Source organism: Elusimicrobiota bacterium (assembly GCA_016218575.1).
Taxonomy (GTDB): domain Bacteria; phylum Elusimicrobiota; class Elusimicrobia; order UBA1565; family UBA9628; genus JACRDN01.
Genome location: JACRDN010000018.1, coordinates 1 through 18,117, shown reverse-complemented (window position 1 = coordinate 18,117; position 18,117 = coordinate 1). Strand labels below are relative to the sequence as shown.

Sequence of the window (18,117 nt, the reverse complement as noted above, 5' to 3'; positions counted from 1 at the left end):
CTCAGCGGGCCAGCCCCCTTGCCAGGAAATCAAGTATCCAGGGCATCAAACCAAGAACAGCCGAAGGGAGCGCGCATGCCAATGCCAAAGTCCTCGCCAACGTTCCCCCTGGGGAAGACGGGCTTGAGGAGCCCGTCCCCGACTCTTCTTCAAAATACATATCCCTCACCAAAGACAGATAGTACCCCATCGCGATCAAGGCCGACAACCCGGCGCAGACGAGCGGGATATAGAGGCCTGTTTTCAACGCCTCCCAGAATATCAGGAGCTTGGCCAAAAACCCGGCCCCGGGCGGCACCCCGGCCAAGGCCAGGAGCAAGGCCGCGAAGGCTCCCGCCGAAAGGGGATCTCGGCGCGCGTAGCCGATGAGCTCACGGCGGGTGGAAATCCCGGAGGCCTTGAGCCAAAGGAAAGCCCCGTTGCTCATGAAGGCGTAGGCCGCCAGGTAGAAGAAGACCGCAAGGGCCTGGGAATGGAGCGCTCCCTGGGCCGCCCAGCACCCGACTCCAAGGAGAACGTTGCCGGCATGGGCTATGGAGGAGTAGGCCAAGAGCCTCTGCAGGTTTTCCTGGCGCAAGGCCAGGAGCGCCCCGGCGAGCATCGTCAAAGCCGCCGCCCAAGGCAACGCGCGCGCCAATGTCGAATGCGGCGCCAGGGCCGCAAGGCGCATCAGGAATAGGACGGCCGCGGACTTCATGGCGGTGGAGAGAAACCCCGCGAGCTCCGGGTCGGAGCCCTCGTACACGTCCGCCAGCCAAAAATGGAAAGGTACGGCACCCAGCTTGAACAGGGCCGCCGCTCCCATTAGGACCAGGCTGGCATCGGCCAAGCGGCCCGTAGCCGAGGCCAAGGCCAGGCTCTTGGCGCTGGCGTAATAAAGCGCCATCCCCATGAGATAGAGGGCGCCTGCCAGGCTTCCGGCGAAAAAATATTTGACCGAAGCCTCGAGAGCGGCGGAATTCGAGCCCCGGGATCGGGAGACCAGGAGGTAGGCCGGAAGGGACATGAACTCAAGGCCTATGAAAAGCATGAACAAATTCCAGGACACGGCCAAGAGCCCCATGCCCAGGACGCTCGCCAGAAGCAGGGCCGCCGGAACCTCGTCGCAAACGCCTAAAATCAAGGCCAGGGGCAGGGCCGCCGCGTAAAGCAGGACTTGCCATGACAAGGAAATCCCATCGACGCGAATGAGCGGCCCGAACTCGGAGGGAACGCCCGACGCGGCCAGCATGAGCGCCGCCGCGATCGCCGCTACGACCAGTCCCTTCAAGAAGCGCCGGACGTTGGCCTGGGGGTCGGGGAAAATCGTCCCCGTCAAGAGGCTTCCCAAAACCCCGGCGCTCAAGACCAACTGGGGCCCCAGCATGAAGAGCCTCATCGGATAATCCCCTGTACCGCTGGAAGCAGGACATCGAGCCAAGGCTTGGGATAAAGGCCTATCGCGAGCATGAGAAGGCTCAAAGTCCACAGAAGCCCCTTCTCGCGCAAGTCGAGATCGGTGACCCGCCCGGACGCCGAGCCCGGCCCGGCCTCGGCCCAAAACACGGCTTGGTAGGCGGGCAAGGCGTAGGCCGCGGCCAAGGTCACCCCAAAAACACCCGCTATGGCCAGGGCCGGCAGGACGCGAATCATGCCGAGAAGCGCCATGAATTCCCCCACGAAGCCGTTCAAGCCGGGAAGGCCTATCGACGCCAGGATCGAGAAGCCGAAGAAAAAGCAGAGCCAGGGAGCACGCAAGGCCAGGCCCCCGAAGTCGGAGAGGCCGCGGCGATGCGAGCGCTCGTAGAGAATCCCCACCATCAGGAAGAGGGCTCCGGTGGTAAGTCCATGGTTGATCAGTTGGAGCGCACCCCCGGAAAGCCCCTCGGAAGTCTTCGAGAATATCCCCAGGAGGCAGAACCCCAAGTGGGCGATGCTCGAGTAAGCCACCAGCCTCTTCAAGTCGCTTTGGGCCATGGCGCAGACCGCGCCGTAAAGGATGTTGACGGCGGCCAAGGCCCCAAGAGCGGGAAGCCAGTCCCAGGAAAGGTCTGGAAACAGGGGAATAAGTATCCGCAGGAAGCCGTAAACCCCCATTTTCAGCATCACCCCCGCCAGCATCATGGAGCCGGCCGCGGGCGCCTCGGTATGGGCGTCGGGAAGCCAGGTGTGAAGCGGCACCAGGGGAATCTTGACCCCGAAGCCCACGAGCATAGCCAGGAAAATCGTCTTGGCCCAGCGGCCGGATGCCGGGGCCTTCAGGCTCGCCAGTTCCCAGGTCCAGGCCCCGAGAGCCTGATGATGCTGGGTCACCAAGGCCAGAAAACCCACGAGAAGGAAGAGGCTGCCGAAGAACGTGAATAGGAAGAATTTGACGGCCGCGTGCCTGCGGCCTTCCGAGCCCCAAAGGCCGATGATGAAGAACATGGGGATGAGCGCGGCTTCCCAAAAGATGTAAAACAGAAACAGGTCCGCGGCCAGAAACACGCCCATTAATGCCGCCGACAGCAAGAGGAAAGCCGCCCAATACCCGCAGGCCCGCTTCTCTCCCCATGAAGCCAACAAAGAAATCACCGTGAGGAAGGCGTTAAGCAGGCACAAGCACCAGGAAAGCCCATCGATGGACAGAGCATAATGAATCCCGAAGGCCCAGGCCGGTCCGCGCTCCGCGAAGGCCGAGATCCCCTGGATGCCGCTGCCCCAGGGGAGGGCCAGAACCGCTGCCAAGCTCAGGGCCGCGAATAAAAGAGACATACGCCGCGGCCCGCGCTCCGAGGCCACGCCTGACAAGGCCGTGGCGATTGCCCCCGCGAAAGGAACAAGCCAAAGGAAGGTCAGAGCCATAGCACCGTCGTCAAGAGGGCCCCGACCCCGGCCAGCATCCACCAGAGGTAATCATTGAGGAGCCCAGTGGCCAGGAGCCCCCCTGCCTCTCCCGCCATTTGGGAAAAAGACCCGGAGCTTTCGATGAGACCGTCCCAGAGAGCCCTGTCCCAAAGGCGTCCCAGCAGCTCAGACAACCTCTCTGCGGCGCGGGCCACAAGGCCCGCGGCATGCTTCCAGCCAAAATCGCAGTTCAGAAGCCGCTCAAGCCCCGGCCAACGCCGCCGCCACTCCCAATCCCACTCGGGCCGCCCCAAGCTCCAAACCCAGGCCAAAGCGATTCCGGCCGCGGCCGCGGCCGAGCCCACGGCGAGCACCGCCATGGAGAACGGGGGAAGTTCGGGAGGTGCTGCGAAAACCCAGCCCGAGCGGAGCATCGAGATGAAACCCTTGGCAAGCCAGCCCACCCCCAAGGCCCCCAAGCTCAGGAAGAACATGGGAGCGGCCATGACGGCCTCGGCCTCATGCGCGCCCAAGGGGCGGGCCTGGCTTCGGCGAGCACCCAAGAAGGTCAGGAACAGCATGCGGAAAATATAGAACGCGCTTAGAACCCCGATCAAGATCCCGGTCGCGGCGGTGAGCCCCCCGGCACGCAGGGCCGCCTCCAGGATCGCGTCCTTGCTGAAGAAACCCGCGAAAGGCCATACCCCGGCCAAGGACAAAGCCGCGACCGTGAAGCAGAAAAAAGTGAGCGGCATTTTCTTGTAGAGCCCCCCTGCTTCCGAGAGCGAGACAGTGGGTTTGTGCAGGGCGTGGGCGATATTCCCCGCGCAAAGGAAGAGCACGGCCTTGAAGAAGCCGTGGGTGACGAGATGAAACACCGCGGCCCCGGTCTGACCCAGGCCCAAGGCGAAGACCATGAGGCCCAAATGGCTCACAGTGGAGTAGGCTAGTATCCTTTTTAAATCGGTCCGGGTGCAGGCCAAAAGCGCCGCGGCGGCGCAGGTAAAAGCCCCTGTTAAAGCCATGACCGGCCCCAAAAACGCCACGGCCGATATCAAGGGCCAGGAGCGGGCCAGGAGGAACACGCCGGCCGTCACCATGGTCGCGGCGTGCATGAGGGCCGAGACCGGGGTCGGGCCCTCCATGGCGTCTGGAAGCCAAAAATAGAGAGGGAACTGAGCGGATTTGGCGCAGGCCGCCCAAAAGAAGCAGAGCCCGGCTAAGGCTAGAAATCCGGGGTCCGCCAGAGAGATCATCTGAAATATGAAGCTAAACCGCGTATTGGCCTTGAAAGTCGCCATCAGGATGAGCACGCCCAGCATCAGGCCGAAGTCCCCCACGCGGTTGACCATGAAGGCCTGGAGAGCCGCGCGGCGGGCCGACTCCTTTTGATGCCAGAATCCGATCAGAAAATAGGAGGATACCCCGACCAACTCCCAGAACAGGTAGAGCTGGACGTAGTTGTTCGATATGAGAAGCCCGATCATGGCGAAAAAGAACAGGTGGAACAGGAGAAAAAAGCGGGAGAATCCCGGATCTTTCTTCATATAACCCCAGGCATACACATGGATGAGCCCGCCCACCAAGGAGACCATGGCCAACACCGAGATGGAAAGCCCGTCCAAGCGGGCCCCGAAGGAGATGCCCACGTCGCCGACCGCCACCCACGTGTAGAAGGGCGCGTCCATGCCCCAGCCCGCGCAGACCCGAGCCGCCAGGGAAACGCTCGCGGCACAGACCGCGGCGCAGGAGGCAAGAATGGGAAGGTGAGTCCACTCGGGCTTGAATCGCCTAAAGACGAAGAAACCCAAAAAGAGGGCGGCGACGGGAGCGCCCAAAAGAACGTAGACCTCCATCGGGAATGCGTGCATGCTAGCCCCGCAAGCTCCCAAGACCGGCGGAATCGAGGAGAGCCCCCTCCCGCTGGAGGCGCAGGATGAGGGAAAGTCCCACCACGGCCTCGGCGGCGGCCAGCGCGATGATAAGGGCCGCCGCACCCATCCCCTCCGGGTCGACGGAAATCCCCGCGCAATAAACCAACGCGATATTGGCGGCACTGATCATGAGCTCGAGCCCAAAAAGCATGGCCAGGAACTGGCGCCGGAAAACCGCCATGGCCAGCCCGGAGGCGAATAGAAAACCGCTCACGCTCCAGACCATGGCTCTCATCTTCTGCCGTTCACCAAGGCCAGGGCCGAGACGAACAGGAGAAGCCCCACCGCCTCCGTGGCCGGAGCGTAGGAACCGAAGAGGACCGCGCCCAGCCGGGACTGCACCGAGTAAGACGGGATGGCTCCGAACGGAGCCATCCCGTCCCGGAGCATTAAATAAGCGACCTGGAGGAAGGGGATGAGCAAGCCCAAGGCCGCCAAAGGCCAAGGTATAGACAGCCGCGCCCAAATACCCCCGGCTTCCTCCAAGGAAGAGGAGGAAGCCATTATCGCAATCACAATCAGGACCATGACGGCCCCAGCATGGACCATGATCTGCAAAAAGGCCAAAAGCGGGGCCTGGGACAGAAAGAAAAACACCGCGGTCTGAAGAAGAACCGCCAACAGACATACGGCGCCCACGTAAAGGGAGCGCTGGCGGATCATGAGGCCGGAAAACAATACCGCCGCCGCCCCGGCCGCGCACATGGCGAGGTTTTTGAATACCATGAGCTGTTTATTTTATTTTTTTGGGATTATTCCCGCAATGGGCAGGCTGGCGGGTGGTCCTGCCGCCGCGCCAGACTGAGACCCCAAAGCACGAAAACGCTCATGAGGCCGGGAATCAAGTAGTATGTCAGGCGATAAAGGAGAGCCCCCATCAAGGCCTGTTCCCAGGAAACCCCCAGCCCCTGGAACACCGCGGCCATGGAGCCCTCGAGAACTCCCAGCCCTCCAGGCAGAAGGGGGATGAAAGTGGCGGCCTGGCCGGCGGTGAACCCCGCGCTGAGATGTCCGACGTCGAGGCTCACCCCCACAGCGCGGAAGCTGCAGTAAAGCGCCAGCATGGCCAGGCACCAGTCAAGCCCCGTGTAAACCACGGTCTTGGTGAGCCGTTTCTTATGTTGCCGCACCCTCGAGAGGCCCCGGTTCAACTGGGATTCGAACTCCTCGAAAGCCTCGCGTGGGATCTCCGCCTTCGAGAAATAGAAGACCGCGTGGTTCAAGGCATGGAAGAGCTTTTGGGAGAGGCGGTTTCTCAGCTTGTGGTTGAAGAAGAAGCCCAGGATGAGGACGGCTACGCCGAGCAGAATCAGCATGCCCAAGGCGCTTTCCATGACAGGGAGCCTTCCCCCTCCCAAATGATAGACGAGGTAAATCAAGCCCTGCCCCAGGATCACGGCCAGCACGATATAAAGGATGGCCGAGCTCAGCACCGAGGCGGTCACGGTCACGCCGTACGGCACGTGCCGCTTCCTTAGGAGGTAGGCCTTCAGGGCGAAGCCGCTCAACCCCGCCGAAGAGATGAAGTAATTGGCCGTGGTGGAAACCAAGGCCACGCCCAGGAGTTCGGCAAGAGGCTGGGAAAATCCGAGAAGGGACAGGATTTGGCCCAAGGCCAGGCCCACCATGGCGTAGCTCGACAAGGCGCAGAAGAGTCCCGCCGCCACCCAGCCCCAGAGGATGCCGGACACGACGTGAAGCAGGGGATGGAGGCTTTTAATGACGAGCCAGGCCAAGATCGCCAGCGAGAGCACGCCCCCCGCCGCGACCGCCGCCTGCCGCTTGACCTTAGACCATGATTCCTTCAAGCAGTTGGGCCCTTAGGAACAGCCGAGCGAATTGCCGCAATTGAGGCACTTATAGCAAGTGCCGTTTCGTACGGTGACATGCCCGCAGCCGTCGCAGAAAGGCGCGTCCGCGGCCCCCGAGGCCTGAGAGTCCTCCTTGGGTTTGGCGGGGCATTCCCTGTCCGGCGGGACATGGGCAAGCTCGCTCCTGCCCAGGTATTCGACCCCAAGCAGCCTGAAGATGAAGTCAATCACCGAGGTCGCCTGCTTGATGTGGGGATGCTTGACCGGGCCGGCGGGCTCAAAGCGCGTGAAGGTGAGGCGGTTGACGAGATCCTCGAGAGGCACGCCGTATTGAAGGCCCAGGGAAACGGCGATCCCGAGGCAATTGAGCATTTCCTGGAGGGGAGAGCCGGGCTTGTTGAAATCAATGAAGACCTCGCCCAGCCGGCCATCGGGATACTCGCCGGTCTTGACGTATATCTTCTGGCCGGCGATGGCCGCCTCGTAGGTGTGTCCGGCGCGCTTCTGGGGCAGGTAGCGCCGCTCCAGGATCGCTCCCGCCATTTTCACCTCGCTCTCGGCCCCCTTGCCCTGGGCGACCGACAAGGGCTGGGAAAGCTTGCAGCCGTCCCGGTAGACGCTGATCGCCTTGAGGCCCAGCTTCCAGCTCTCGATGAAAATGCTCTCGATGTCCTGGACCGTGGATTGATGGGGCAGATTGACGGTCTTGGAAATGGCGCCTGAGATGAATGGCTGGGCGGCGGCCATCATCCGCACATGCCCCATCGGCGCGATGAAGCGCGTTCCGCCGCCGCAGGGCGCGGCGCAATCGAACACCGGCAAATGCTCGGGCTTGAGATACTGGGCATTCTCCACCCCTCCGGTCTCCAGAACGTGGGCAATGATGGATTTGCGCTCCCTCTCGGCGTACCCCAAATTCTTGAGCGCGCGCTCCACGGAGTGGTTGACGATCTTGATGGTACCCCCGCCGGCGAGCTTCTTGAATTTCACCAAGGCGAAATCCGGCTCGATCCCCGTGGTGTCGCAATCCATCAAGAGTCCGATCGTGCCGGTCGGCGCCAGAACCGTGGCCTGGGCGTTGCGGTAGCCATGGCGCTCGCCCAGCCTCACCGCCTGAGCCCAGGACTGGCCGGCCGCCCTGAGAAGATATTCCGGGCAGCCCGGCTCAATGCGCCGGACGGCCGCCTGGTGGATGCGCATGACCGCCAGCATGGGCTCCCGGTTCTCCTCAAAGCCCGCGAAGGGGCCCCCCCTCGCGGCGGCGATCTCCGCGGAGGTCTTGTAGGCCTCCGCGGTCAAGATGGCGGTCAAGGCCCCGCACCAGCTTCGAGCCTCGGGAGAATCGTAAGGCAGGCCCAAGATCATCAGCAAGGTCCCCAGATTGGCGTAGCCAAGCCCGAGCGGGCGGTAGTCATGGGAGTTTTTCGCGATCCTTTCCGTGGGATAGCTGGAGTAGTCGACCAGTATCTCCTGGGCCAGGAACACGACGCGCGCCGCGCGCCGGAAGGCCTCGACGTCGAAGACGTTGTCCTCGCGCAGGAATTTCAGGAGATTGAGCGAAGCGAGGTTGCACGCGGTGTCGTCCAGGAACATGTATTCCGAACAGGGGTTGGAAGCGCGGATGCGGTCGGCGGCCGGGCAGGTGTGATAGCGGTTGATCGTGGAATCGAACTGCACGCCCGGGTCCGCGCAGGACCACGCCGCTTGGGCGACGAGCTTCATGAGCTTGCGGGCTTCATGCTTCTCGAAGACCCGGCCCGTCGTCCGGAGAGCGGTCTCCCAGGCTCCGTCTTCGAGGACGGCCCTCATAAAGGCGTCCGAGACCCGGACCGAATTGTTCGAGTTCTGGCCGCTCACCGTGCGATAGGCCTCGCCGTTGAAGTCGGAAGGGTATCCCGCGGCCACCATGACGGCGACTTTTTTCTCCTCCCGCTGCTTCCATTGCAGGAAATCGACGATCTCGGGGTGGTCCATGTCGAGGCAGACCATCTTGGCCGCCCGCCGGGAGATTCCCCCGGATTTAATCGCCCCCGCGCCCTTGTCGAACACCTCCAGGAAGAACATGAGGCCCGAGGGGCTCCCGCCGGTGGACAACTTCTCGTAGCGGCTGCGGATCTTGGAGAAGTTAGAGCCCGATCCCGAGCCGTATTTGAAAATGCGGGCCTCGCTTTTGAGCAAGTCGAAAATGGCGGGGAGGCTGTCCTCGGCCGACTGGATAAAGCAAGCGGAGCATTGCGGGCGGGTGTATGCGTCCCGCGCCATCTCGACCTTGCCAGTCTCGGGATTCCAAAACCAGTTGCCGCCCTGGCCGCGGACGCCGTACTCCCGCGCAAGCCCTGCGTTCAGCCATACCGGGGTATTGAAAGCCGCCATTTGGCGGATCAAGAGATGGGCCAACTCATCCTCGAGGATCTTGGCGGCAGGGCCGCCGAGCACCCCCTGTTCCCCGGCGGCGCCGCGGATGGCCCGGACCACGCGGCCCACCGCCTGCTTGGCGCTGTTCTCGCGGCTCGAGGCGTCCGGCGAAGTCGGCCGGCAATACTTGGAAGCCAGGATGTCGGTGGCCAGCTGAGACCAGGCCTGCGGGACCTCCACATCCTTCATCTCGAAAACCGAGCTCCCGTCCGCGTCGGTGATGCTGGAGACGCGCCGCTCGTACGCGACGGCCCCCAAGGGATCCTCCTTGCTGGAGGTGAAGTAGCGCGAGAGCTGGAGGGAACCGGCCTTCTTGGGGTTTTGCGCCTTCGATATCGTCCTGGGCATCGGGCTTCTCCTAGGGGCTGCCTCTCGCGCAAATGTGCCGCCGCCGAATACAGATTGTACATGGCCGCCGATGAAACGTCAAATCATCGGGCGGCTTCGAGTATTGACGCCCAGTCCAATCCCTGTTATAAGGTAAGGAATTCGACCTTCGAGGCCGAATAAAGATGAAGAAAATCGTGGTGGTAGACGACGATCCCGCGATGCGGGAGCTCATCGCCGACATCCTGGGCCCGCATTACGAGGTGCTCAAGGCCGAGGACGGGGCGGCGGGACTCGAGCTCGTCAAGAAGGCCATGCCGGACTTGGTGGTGCTTGACCTTCTGATGCCGCGCATGCACGGCTTCGAGGTCTGCCAGAAGATCAAGGCCGACGAGACCTTGCGCCGCATCAAGGTGCTCATCAGCTCGTCGAAATCCTACTCCAAGGACATTCAAACCGCCAAGCAGGCGGGCGCCGACGGCTACATCGTCAAGCCGTACGCCATCGATGAGCTGCTCGGTCAGGTGAAGATTCTTCTGGAAAAGGATGCCAAAGCCCTAGAACTTAAGTTCTGGGGCACACGGGGCTCCATCGCCTCTCCCGGGCCCCAAACTTTGCGCTACGGCGGCAACACCCCCTGCACGAGCCTTCGCGCGGGAGACGACCTCCTCATCCTCGACGCGGGAACCGGGATCCGGGAGCTCGGGCAAGCGCTCGCCGAGGAAAGCCAAGGAAGGCCCCTGCGCGCGCATCTGCTCATCGGCCACACCCATTGGGACCATATCCAGGGACTGCCCTTCTTTGGCCCCCTCTACGCGCCCCAGAATAAGTTCACGATTTACGGAACCCACGGGACCACGCAGAAGTTCGAGGATGTCCTAAGCGGCCAGATGCACCCGACCTACTTCCCGGTTTCCTTCCGCGACCTCGACTCGAAGGTCGAGACGGTGGAGCTTTCCGGGCCCTGGGAGATGGGCGCGGTCAAGGCGCGCTACCACTACCTCAACCACCCCGGGATCACGATCGGCTTTCGCCTGGAGACCAAGGACTGGAGCGTTTGCTACCTCAGCGACCACGAGCCCTACTCGCGGCTCAACGCCAAGGGAGAATTCAGCGTGCAGGAGGACTTGGCCGTGGCGGAGTTCGCCTCGGGCTGCGATCTGCTCATCAGCGAGGCGCAATACACCGAGGAGGAGTACCGCGCCAAGAAGTCCTGGGGGCACAGCACCTTCGCCGACGTCGTGGGCCTGGCCGCCAAGGCCGGGGTCAAGAATCTCGCCCTCTTCCACCACGACCCCTCGCACACCGACGAGATGATGGACCGCTTCGTGGCCGAGTGCCGCGAGCACGTGGCCAAGGGCGGGCATTCCTTCAATTGCTTTGCCGCGCAGGAAGGCATGCGCGTCACCTTGTAGTTCGAATGGGATTCCCACTGTCGGCGCGCAGGCGCTCCACGGCCTGGGCGGCGGGTCCGAGAAAGGCCGGGCGCCCCTCCCTTAAATACAGCACCCGGCCGCAGACCGCCTCGATAAGTCCCAGGTCATGCGAGACCAGCACGAAGGTTTTTCCCTTCGCGCGCAAGCGTGCGAAGGCTTCCAAGCACTTTCCTTGAAAGGCGAGGTCCCCCACCGAGAACATCTCGTCAATGGGGATCACGTCGAGGTTCGAGTGGAGGGCCGCCGACAAGGCGATCCTCGCGGCAAGGCCCGTTGAGAGCTCCCCGTAGCGCGCCTCCCAATATTTCTCGAGGCCAGAGAAGGCCAGGATTTCCTCGCGCCGACGCAGATATTCCCGGCGCGGCATACCCAAGAGGGCGGCGCATAGGGAGAAATTCTCGCGCACCGTGAGCAGCGGCTGAAGTCCCGCGCTAAGCTGGAAAAAAGGGCTGGGCCTTCCATGGACATTGACCTGGCCTTCGCTGGGAGCCAATATCCCGGCCAGGATCAGGAGCAACGTGCTCTTGCCCGCTCCGTTGGGGCCGATCACCCCGAAGACCTCCCCCCTGGCGATCTTAAAACTCAAATCCTGCAAGGCCCAGAAGCGTCCGCGCGCGCCCTGACCGGTAAGGCTTCGCCGCAGCTGATTGAGGAAAGTATTCCTCTCCTCTTTTATCGCGATGGAAAAAATCTTGCCGAGACCGCAGGCCTCGACCGCAATGGAACTCATACCAAGAGCCTATCGGCGAACTTCTGCTCTTGCCTGCGGAAAGCCCATAGGGACCCGGCCGCGGCCGCGGCCCCCAGCCCCAAGGCCAGACCGAGGCAAGGCCACGCGGGCATTCGCCCCTCGATGGCGCAGGCCCGAAAAGCGGTGAGGATGTATGCCAGAGGGCTCATGGCCAGAAGCCCCCGCCAGCGAGACTCCAGCATGTCCAAATGGTAGAAGACCGGAGTGAGATAAAACAGCGCGGCGCAAAGCACCTCCCAGATGCGCTCCATGTCCTGGTAGCGCGCACCCCAGGCCGCCAACTGCAGGGCAACGGCAGACACCCAGCAGGCAAGGCACCCGATGAGAACCGGGAGGAAAAGCCAGGCCTGGCGGATCGGTTGGCCGAAGAACGGGAGAAGGGCCATGAGGAGCCCGGCCTCGAGCGCGGCCGTGAAAAGCGCCACCCCCACCGCCGACAGCACGATGATCTCGCGGGGAAATATGTAGTTCAGGACCAGCCCCCGGGATCGCCGCAGCGACCCCACCGCCGATGAGGTCGCCTTCTGGAAAAAATTCCATAGGACCAGGCCCACGAGAAGGTAAGCCGCGTATTGGTTCACGAAGCGGCCCACCCATTTGATGAACAGTGCGTAGAGCACCGCGAACATGAGCAGGGGGTGCATGAGGGTCCAGAAAAATCCCAACGCCGTGCCTTGGTCTCTCAGCAGAAACTGGGTCCGAGTCATCTCCCAGAAGAGGAATCCGTACGGGAAGGCCTCAGCGGCCCGCGCGTTCTTTGAGCAATTCCTCATAAAGGTCTCCCAAGAGACATGCTTGGGCCTTCCAATCATAGCGTTTTTCCACGGCCGCCCGGGCGCGCAGCGAGATTTCCCGCCGCAACCCGGAATCTTCCAAGAGGCGAAGGACCGCCTGGGCGAACTCCCGCGCGCCATCCGCCTTTAGGAAATCATGGCCGGCGCGCAACGCCAGCCCCTCGGCCGCGCGCGAGGTCGCCACCACCGGCACGCCCGCGGCCGCGGCCTCGAGAATTTTTCCCTTGATGCCGAAGCCGAGGCGCATGGGTGCTACGAACACGGCGGCTTTCTGGAGATAGGGGCGCACGTCCTCCACTGTTCCCGTCACGGTTATTCTGGAATCCTCGTGAGGCAAACGACGCACCGCCGGAGTCGGGGAGGAGCCCACCGCGTAGAATCGCAGCCCGGGCCGGCGCGCCCGGATGATGGGCCAGATGTCGCGGTGAAAATGAAGGACGGCGTCCTCGTTGGGGTAATGCGGGTAATGCCCGAGAAAGACGAGGCTATCCTCGGCAGCCTCAGCCCCCGCGCGGGGGCTGAAATGCTCCACGTCCACGCCCGTGGAAATCGTCCGGACTTTCCGCTCGTCCATCCAAAGCGAGAGCCTCCTTTGGTCCTCGGCGGTCATAGCCACCACCCGGTCGAACCACGAGCCGGCCTTGCGGACCAGAGCCGCCCTCTTGAACCAATCTGGCAGGCGCCGCAGGCGCCCAAAGCCGGACATTTCCCGAAAATAGGAATTGAAAATAGAAAGGCTTCCCATGTCATGCTGGGTCCAAACCAAGGGAATCGCCCCCTTAATATGCCGCGCGTAGGGCGCCATCAACTCGTACTCGACGTGCACGAGATCGGCCTCTCCCCGCGCCAAGGTATCCGCAAGCCGCAGGCGCATGGACTCCCGATAAAAGCGGGACACGTCCTCCGGCAGGCCCCGAGCCGAAGGCTCGGGGCCTTTCCCCACCCAATGAATCCCACCGAAGACCGGCCTCAGATGTCGGTGCTCCGCGGCGAGATCCGCGGCCGCGGCATGGGAGCCGGAATTCTCCGCCGCGAATGTGAGCAGGGAAAATTGGAAGCGCTCGCCCAACATCCGGCAGAGGGTATGTATTCTCTTGGACCCTCCGTCCCAAGGATAGGGCGCCCAAGGAGAGATCATGAGCACCTTGGGGCGAGAGTCCTGCCTGGCTTCTGTCATATCGGGGCTATTTTACAAATGTTATCATCGAACGGCATGGCCGCGATCCGGATCGCCGGCATTCTGCTTGTCCTTGCGCTCAAAGCGGGCTGCCCTCCCCTGTTGTACCGGTCATTGTTCTTCGCCGCGCTTTTCCCCCATTATGTCCTGGCCGCCGTCTATTCACGCGGGAGGATCCGAGCTCTATGGTCGTCTCGCGCCGCGCGCGAGCGCCTGGCCCTCCTGGGAGCCGCGGGGGCGTCGATGATGGCAGCCTCGATCCCATCAGTGATCGTGATCTTCGGCGCTCATCACGCCTTTACGGAAGCCTATTTGTCGCCGGAGGGCTCCGCCAGGCATGGCCGGCTGTTGACGGCGGCCAGGATTTCGTTGAGCTTCGCGGCATACGGGACTTTGCTTTGGGGCTCTGATCCGTTCTTCCGGCTCATGCCCGAGCGCGCGTGGCAAGGGGCCGTCCTATTGTGCTCGGCCTGGCTCCTCGCGGCCGCCTGGCGCTCCCTTCCGGCTCTGGGCAAGCCCCAATTCGGAAACCTTCTCGTTTTCGAGGGCACGGGAGTCTTGGCCGCTTTGGTTCTGGCCGGAGGGTCGGTCCAATTCCTGGACGTCGTTTTCTACCACCTCTGCGTCTGGATAATCCTGCCGGTCCTCGATCTGCGGGCCGCCGGAGCCAGGCCGGCGCTGCTATTCCTGGGGCAGGCCGCCGCCGCCACCGCCGCGTTTTTCCTCGCCATGCCCTACGCGGGGCTTTTGACGCGCTGGGGCCTGCTGGAGTGGCGCCGCCAAGGAGAGCTGTGGGCTTACGCGCACATCGCCTCCTCCTTGGCCCTGTCGCGCCGAAATCCAGGCTGGATACGGCGGCTGTTTCAGCCGAACGGGACCTGAATGCGGTAGGGAGATCCCGCCTTCCAAGTCACCCCCTCCATATAATAATGGGCCAAGGTGAGGCTGTAAGCGACAAGCGCTAGCGCCGGCTCGCGCATAGCCTGCAGGAAGAGGGTTAGAAGAACCGCGGAGCCCACGCAGGCCGCCGGCACGGCGCGCGGCGGGACCGCGAGCAGCCGGTAGAGAGCATGGACCGCGGCCTCCCGGTTCTTGTTGCAGTCGTGGACGATGTAAAAAGTGAACGCCGTGACGTCATGGATCAGTCTCGCGGCCAAAATGGAGAAAAAAGGATACCCGGCCAAACCCAGCGCCCCGACGCCCGACAGCATCGCGGCGTTAAGCCATAGGAAATCCCGCCCCCTGCCGGGCGGCGCCAAGCGGCGGCAGCGCCAAGTGCTCCAAAGAAGGCAGGCCAGCGACGAGACGCTGAGAACAGTCGCGGCCCGGGCCCACCCCGCAGGCAGGGCTTGCCAGCTGAAATTGTTCAATATGGCGAAAGCCCAGGCCAAGCGCTTCCATAGGCGCAACTCCGGCCGATGCCCGGGGACAAAACCTATCTGCTGGCCCACCACGTGGTACGCCGTGGCGGCGCCGAAAGCGGCCATGAAAACCGCGCGCTCCTTGAAGAACAGCCAGGCGCCGACCACGGCCAAAGAAGCCATAAGGGCTCTCAGCTCGAGCTTCCCGTAAAACTCCCGATAGTCGGAGTATCCCGCCCAGAGCAGGTGGCTCGCGGCAATATGAGGAAGACCGAAAAACACGTTGAAATAGAGGAGTTCATGAGGATTGCGCGGGAGTATCCGCCGGAGCGGCCCGCCCGCGAAAGCGTCGCCGGCCGCCACCGTCGCGCAGAGGGCCGCGATCCAATAGAGGGACTTCAGGAATTTCCATGGAATCGCGACGCCTTGGGCTGGGGGGCCGAGCACGGGCCAATTCTATAAAAAATGGTATCATCCGCGATGATGACTTCCTTTCCCAAGGAGTACATCTATGACGAGGCCGACGTCCCCGCGCAATCCCCGTGGACCATGGAGTCCCTGCTCGAGAGCCTGCGCCGAAACTCCTTACCGAGGGGATTCCAAGAGTTTTTCGATAGGGACCCCGAGCGCGTCCCCCCCGCCGATGGCGCCGTCGTGGTCTCGCCGGCCGATGGGATCCTGGAAATCAAGCCCCGAGCGGGGAAAATAGAATACATCGTCCATATGCGCCTGACCGACGTGCACGTGCAGAGGATACCCCTCGCCGGAACCGTCGTGAGCGTCGAAAGCCAAGGCGCGGATTTTTACTATCCGGACGACGCGGATTATTGGCTGGGGGTACGCGCCGTCACGACCATACAATCCTGCCTCGGCCCCTACGTCGTACGCCAAATGACGACTCTGATCACCAAGAGGATAGAAACCTGCGTGAAGCCGGGAGAATCCGTTTCCCTGGGCCAGCGCCTGGGGCGCATCAGGCTCGGCAGCACCGTCACCTTGCTGCTGCCCGAGTCGGCCCGTCCCGCGGCCTTTCCCGGCCGTAAGGTGCGGGCGGGAGAAACCATCCTGGCCCGCTACGATTAGGCCTTAGATGGCGGGCCGCTTCCTTAAATTTCGTGGGCATGTCGTAGCCCTCTACGGCCTGGCCTACTTCTATTGCGCGCGCCTCATCCTGGGAGCCGGGCATCCGAGCTTTTTCCCGCTGGGGATATGCGTCATGTCCTTCTACGGCTTTGTGTACCTCTTCAACAAAGCGTGCGACACTCGCGAGGACTCGGTCAACGCGCCCTCGGAATGCCTGGGACCGGAAGAGCGAAGGGCCGTCCTGAAGCTGAGCCTCATCCTCTATTGCCTCCCCCTCGCCTATTTGATCCGGCTCTCCCGAGGCCCGTTGCTCGCCTGCTACCTCGTCATGGGCCTGGTCGGCGCCTGCTACAGCCTGCCCCTGGGGGCGCGAAAGCTGCGCCTCAAATCCTTCGCCGCGACCAAGGCCCTCGTCCCGGTCTGCCTGGCCTTCGGCATGCTGATACTCCTGCCCCTATCGGCCCGCTACCATCTGGGCCCGGCCGCCGCGGGCCTGGCGTTCCTGCGCTCGCTGCCCCTTCTTATGAGCGTGATGGCCGCCGAATGGCTTTGGGACATCCGGGACGCCGCCGGTGACGAGTCCGCCGGTATCCGCACCTTGCCCGTATTGATCGGCGCGCGCAGGACCGCGGCATTGGCCGCCCTGCTCATGGCGGGCAACCTCGCCCTGGGGGCGGCGCTCCATCTCCCGATGATCGCGGCTCTCTCGGGCCTCATCCTGGCCTTCGCCTTGGGCTGCCTGCGCGCCAGGACGGGCTTCTATTACCACGCCTTGGTCATCGGCGAGTGCCTGTTGATCGGGCTGGCATTGGCGGCAGGCCCCCATCCATGACTTTGCTCAACGCCTTCTTCAAATTCCGCGGGGACATCGTGCTCCTCTTTGCCGCCGCCTACCTGGATTTTAGCGTGAAATTCCTGAGAAGGCTGGACGCGCGCCAAGCGATGCTGGGCGCCTGCTTCGCGTCCTTGGCCGCCTTCGTCTACCTTTTCAACAAGCTGCATGATTCCCGGGAAGACGCCGTCAACACACCGGAAAATTGCCTGACCGCGCGCCAATGGAAGATTCTCGCGTGCGCCTCGGCATTGGCGTTTATGGCGCCTCTCGCTTATCTTTTCCGCCTGGGCCTGCCGCGGCTCTGGGGGCCTTACCTGGGCCTGGGCGCTCTCAACATCCTTTACAGCCTGCCCCTGGGAGAAAACCGCTGGCGCCTGAAAAAGTTTCCCCTAAGCAAGGCGGGCGTCACCATGCTCAACGGGTTCTGGATCATCGTCATGGCCCCGATCCTGGCTTGGCATCCCTTCCCCTGGCGTGGCCTGCCGAGGATACTCCTGGGCAGCATTCCCCTCTTCTTGATCATATTCGGCACCGCGGTATTGCTGGATATCAGGGACATGGAGGGAGACCGGGACAGCGGGAATAGGACTATTCCCCTGATTATGGGAGCCGGGCCCGCGGCTGGGATGGTGTGCCTCCTCATGCTGGCCGCCTGCCTTCCTGTTTTTTGGCCGGCCGGACGGCATCCCGAAAGAGGGCTCCCATTGATCGTCGCCGCCTTCGCCCTGGGCGCGCCGGCCGCCCGCGGCAGCCTATATTATCACGGGCTCATCCTGGCCCAGTGCGCCGCCCTCCTCCTCTGCCTGCCGTGAAGGCGCTCTCCAAACTAAAGCTGTCCCTCTCGGAGAAACCCGTCCTACCCCTCTGAACATGTTCCGGATCGTCCTTGGCTTGCTTTCTCTACTTCCTGCGCGCCTTCCGGCAAGCGCATGACTTCAGCGCCCCGGATGGGCTCCTGCGGCAGCCCCAAAGCGATGCCCTCCGGGTCCGCGACCGCTCCGTAGGTCCTGAAAATTCGGTCCCAAAAGGAGAATATAACGCCGTAGTTCGAGTCGGCCTGGGACCTGGCCGTTGAATGGTGGACCATGTGCATGGGCGGAGTGACCACCCCTTTGCGCAGCACGCCTTCGAGGGACGCCCCGAGGAAAATATTGCTGTGCTCGAAGTAGACGGCCCCGTAAACCGCCATTTTCCAGGCGATCATGGCTTGCAGGCTTGCGCCGAGAGCGGCCAAGGCAGCGGTGTCGCGGCCGTGCCCCGATGTCCGGGGAAATTGCGTAGCGTAACCTAATTGGTGAGGGATTCATTCTAACTTTTTAGGCCGCGACTAGTTGCCTCACCTCCGCTTGCTCTTCGGTTCCAATCGCGGCCAGCGCAGGAACATTGCT

17 protein-coding genes are annotated in these 18,117 nt (G+C 62.9%); 5 read left to right on the top strand and 12 right to left on the bottom strand.

Going from position 1 to position 18,117, the window contains the following annotated elements; genetic code table 11:
• Nucleotide 1: 1 nt before the first annotated feature.
• The 7 genes from HY921_08125 to HY921_08095 are packed head-to-tail and all read right to left on the bottom strand — an operon-like array spanning nt 2 to nt 9,313.
• Nucleotides 2-1,378 carry a hypothetical protein gene (locus HY921_08125; protein ID MBI5630835.1) on the bottom strand — a complete coding sequence of 459 codons (1,377 nt, stop codon included), beginning with the start codon at nt 1,376-1,378 and terminating at the stop codon, nt 2-4.
• The gene (locus HY921_08120) at nt 1,375-2,823 is read right to left on the bottom strand and encodes an NADH-quinone oxidoreductase subunit M (protein MBI5630834.1); all 1,449 of its coding nucleotides are present in this window, start codon (nt 2,821-2,823) and stop codon (nt 1,375-1,377) included. Before HY921_08120 ends, HY921_08125 begins: the two co-directional genes overlap by 4 nt.
• Nucleotides 2,814-4,676, bottom strand: a complete 1,863-nt coding sequence (locus tag HY921_08115; protein ID MBI5630833.1) for an NADH-quinone oxidoreductase subunit L — start codon at nt 4,674-4,676, stop codon at nt 2,814-2,816. The genes HY921_08120 and HY921_08115 overlap by 10 nt, the downstream gene beginning before the upstream one ends.
• A 1-nt stretch (nt 4,677) precedes the next feature.
• Nucleotides 4,678-4,974: an NADH-quinone oxidoreductase subunit K gene (locus HY921_08110; protein ID MBI5630832.1), complete on the bottom strand. Its 297-nt coding sequence runs from the start codon at nt 4,972-4,974 to the stop codon at nt 4,678-4,680.
• Nucleotides 4,971-5,465, bottom strand: coding sequence for an NADH-quinone oxidoreductase subunit J (locus HY921_08105; protein MBI5630831.1), 495 nt, complete (start codon nt 5,463-5,465; stop codon nt 4,971-4,973). Before HY921_08105 ends, HY921_08110 begins: the two co-directional genes overlap by 4 nt.
• Nucleotides 5,466-5,491: 26 nt before the next feature.
• Nucleotides 5,492-6,547, bottom strand: coding sequence for a flippase-like domain-containing protein (locus tag HY921_08100; GenBank protein ID MBI5630830.1), 1,056 nt, complete (start codon nt 6,545-6,547; stop codon nt 5,492-5,494).
• Nucleotides 6,548-6,559: 12 nt separating this feature from the next.
• Nucleotides 6,560-9,313 (bottom strand): vitamin B12-dependent ribonucleotide reductase, encoded by a 2,754-nt coding sequence (locus HY921_08095; protein MBI5630829.1) that lies wholly within the window; start codon nt 9,311-9,313, stop codon nt 6,560-6,562.
• 164 nt (nt 9,314-9,477) lie between these two features.
• Here HY921_08095 and HY921_08090 point away from each other — a divergent pair, with 164 nt between their 5' ends.
• Nucleotides 9,478-10,707: a response regulator gene (locus HY921_08090; protein MBI5630828.1), complete on the top strand. Its 1,230-nt coding sequence runs from the start codon at nt 9,478-9,480 to the stop codon at nt 10,705-10,707.
• On the opposite strand, the gene HY921_08085 is transcribed toward HY921_08090, so the two are convergent.
• Genes HY921_08085 through HY921_08075 form a run of 3 tightly spaced genes read right to left on the bottom strand, consistent with a single transcriptional unit; the run spans nt 10,697 to nt 13,450 of the window.
• Entirely contained in the window at nt 10,697-11,458 is a 762-nt protein-coding gene (locus tag HY921_08085; GenBank protein ID MBI5630827.1) for an ATP-binding cassette domain-containing protein, read from the bottom strand. The genes HY921_08090 and HY921_08085 overlap by 11 nt on opposite strands.
• Entirely contained in the window at nt 11,455-12,252 is a 798-nt protein-coding gene (locus tag HY921_08080; protein MBI5630826.1) for an ABC transporter permease, read from the bottom strand. The genes HY921_08085 and HY921_08080 overlap by 4 nt, the downstream gene beginning before the upstream one ends.
• Nucleotides 12,218-13,450 carry a glycosyltransferase gene (locus tag HY921_08075; GenBank protein ID MBI5630825.1) on the bottom strand — a complete coding sequence of 411 codons (1,233 nt, stop codon included), beginning with the start codon at nt 13,448-13,450 and terminating at the stop codon, nt 12,218-12,220. The genes HY921_08080 and HY921_08075 overlap by 35 nt, the downstream gene beginning before the upstream one ends.
• A gap of 36 nt (nt 13,451-13,486) precedes the next feature.
• Here HY921_08075 and HY921_08070 point away from each other — a divergent pair, with 36 nt between their 5' ends.
• A complete protein-coding gene (locus tag HY921_08070) occupies nt 13,487-14,332 on the top strand; it encodes a hypothetical protein (protein ID MBI5630824.1) in 846 nt (281 codons plus the stop codon).
• Here HY921_08070 and HY921_08065 read toward each other — a convergent pair.
• Complete coding sequence (locus HY921_08065) at nt 14,314-15,258, bottom strand: hypothetical protein (protein ID MBI5630823.1); 945 nt, start codon at nt 15,256-15,258, stop codon at nt 14,314-14,316. The genes HY921_08070 and HY921_08065 overlap by 19 nt on opposite strands.
• A gap of 33 nt (nt 15,259-15,291) precedes the next feature.
• Between HY921_08065 and HY921_08060 the strand changes: the two genes are divergently transcribed.
• Genes HY921_08060 through HY921_08050 form a run of 3 tightly spaced genes read left to right on the top strand, consistent with a single transcriptional unit; the run spans nt 15,292 to nt 17,541 of the window.
• Nucleotides 15,292-15,894 (top strand): phosphatidylserine decarboxylase, encoded by a 603-nt coding sequence (locus HY921_08060; GenBank protein ID MBI5630822.1) that lies wholly within the window; start codon nt 15,292-15,294, stop codon nt 15,892-15,894.
• Nucleotides 15,895-15,901: 7 nt separating this feature from the next.
• Entirely contained in the window at nt 15,902-16,726 is an 825-nt protein-coding gene (locus HY921_08055; GenBank protein MBI5630821.1) for a UbiA family prenyltransferase, read from the top strand.
• Entirely contained in the window at nt 16,723-17,541 is an 819-nt protein-coding gene (locus HY921_08050) for a UbiA family prenyltransferase (GenBank protein ID MBI5630820.1), read from the top strand. The genes HY921_08055 and HY921_08050 overlap by 4 nt, the downstream gene beginning before the upstream one ends.
• A gap of 44 nt (nt 17,542-17,585) precedes the next feature.
• Here the strand turns inward: HY921_08050 and HY921_08045 are convergent, their stop codons facing one another.
• Nucleotides 17,586-17,933, bottom strand: coding sequence for a sterol desaturase family protein (locus HY921_08045; GenBank protein MBI5630819.1), 348 nt, complete (start codon nt 17,931-17,933; stop codon nt 17,586-17,588).
• Nucleotides 17,934-18,117 lie beyond the last annotated feature (184 nt).

Coding starts and splice junctions, on each gene's coding strand:
- HY921_08075 (MBI5630825.1), bottom strand. CDS start 13,450: ATGACAGAAGCCAGGCAGGACTCTCGCCCCAAGGTGCTCATGATCTCT.
- HY921_08055 (MBI5630821.1), top strand. CDS start 15,902: ATGGCGGGCCGCTTCCTTAAATTTCGTGGGCATGTCGTAGCCCTCTAC.
- HY921_08045 (MBI5630819.1), bottom strand. CDS start 17,933: ATGATCGCCTGGAAAATGGCGGTTTACGGGGCCGTCTACTTCGAGCAC.
- HY921_08085 (MBI5630827.1), bottom strand. CDS start 11,458: ATGAGTTCCATTGCGGTCGAGGCCTGCGGTCTCGGCAAGATTTTTTCC.
- HY921_08105 (MBI5630831.1), bottom strand. CDS start 5,465: ATGGTATTCAAAAACCTCGCCATGTGCGCGGCCGGGGCGGCGGCGGTA.
- HY921_08125 (MBI5630835.1), bottom strand. CDS start 1,378: ATGAGGCTCTTCATGCTGGGGCCCCAGTTGGTCTTGAGCGCCGGGGTT.
- HY921_08115 (MBI5630833.1), bottom strand. CDS start 4,676: ATGCACGCATTCCCGATGGAGGTCTACGTTCTTTTGGGCGCTCCCGTC.
- HY921_08060 (MBI5630822.1), top strand. CDS start 15,292: ATGATGACTTCCTTTCCCAAGGAGTACATCTATGACGAGGCCGACGTC.
- HY921_08090 (MBI5630828.1), top strand. CDS start 9,478: ATGAAGAAAATCGTGGTGGTAGACGACGATCCCGCGATGCGGGAGCTC.
- HY921_08120 (MBI5630834.1), bottom strand. CDS start 2,823: ATGGCTCTGACCTTCCTTTGGCTTGTTCCTTTCGCGGGGGCAATCGCC.
- HY921_08080 (MBI5630826.1), bottom strand. CDS start 12,252: ATGAGGAATTGCTCAAAGAACGCGCGGGCCGCTGAGGCCTTCCCGTAC.
- HY921_08070 (MBI5630824.1), top strand. CDS start 13,487: ATGGCCGCGATCCGGATCGCCGGCATTCTGCTTGTCCTTGCGCTCAAA.
- HY921_08095 (MBI5630829.1), bottom strand. CDS start 9,313: ATGCCCAGGACGATATCGAAGGCGCAAAACCCCAAGAAGGCCGGTTCC.
- HY921_08050 (MBI5630820.1), top strand. CDS start 16,723: ATGACTTTGCTCAACGCCTTCTTCAAATTCCGCGGGGACATCGTGCTC.
- HY921_08110 (MBI5630832.1), bottom strand. CDS start 4,974: ATGAGAGCCATGGTCTGGAGCGTGAGCGGTTTTCTATTCGCCTCCGGG.